Genomic DNA, 658 nt, shown 5'->3' on the forward strand with positions numbered 1-658 from the left:
TGAGCCGCTGTAGCGGTTCGTGCAGGGGCCAGAAGTGACGTAAAAGCGCCCGCAGGCGCGCCAGCAGCAGCGCGATCTTCTTGATGTTCTGCGCCGCAGCGGCCAACAAGCACTGCTCGGCGAGTTTGCGCAGCCCACGCATCCTGGCGTAGCGATGCCCGTGCAGTTGCTTGGCGTCCGCGAAGCTACGCTCCACGGTTTCCTTGCGCCGGGCATAGATGCGTTTGCCCCATTCGGTCAGCCGCCTGGCGTCCACGCGCTCCTTGGCGCGCTCCCAAACGTGGCGCACCACCACCTTGATCGCATTGGCGCTGCTCGTGCATTGACTACGCGCCTCACAGCGCTTGCACAGATCAGGGTTGGACTTGTATTCGCGGTAGCCCACCCGGTTGGTCGTGCTGTAGCGTAGCGCCTGGCCCCGCGGGCATATGTACTCGTCCCGATAGACGTCGTAGCGGTACTCGCGTTTGTGGAACGTGCCGGGCTTATGATTCGGCGTGCGATAGCCCATTACGCCGGCCACGCCGCGATCCTCCAGCCCCTGACAGATCGCGGGCGTGAAGTAGCCCGCATCAAGGCCCACTGCCTGCACCTGGAACCCGAAGCGTTTGCGTTGACGGTCTAATCGCGCCAGATACGGCTGACTGTCATGCACCGA

1 protein-coding gene is annotated in these 658 nt (G+C 63.7%); it reads right to left on the bottom strand.

Annotated elements, in window-relative coordinates; translation table 11 throughout:
* Nucleotides 1-658, bottom strand: a 658-nt coding sequence (locus AWB83_RS35710; protein ID WP_143750177.1) for a transposase, incomplete at both ends; no start/stop codon positions are given.

The organism is Caballeronia ptereochthonis (assembly GCF_001545075.1).
GTDB lineage: Bacteria > Pseudomonadota > Gammaproteobacteria > Burkholderiales > Burkholderiaceae > Caballeronia > Caballeronia ptereochthonis.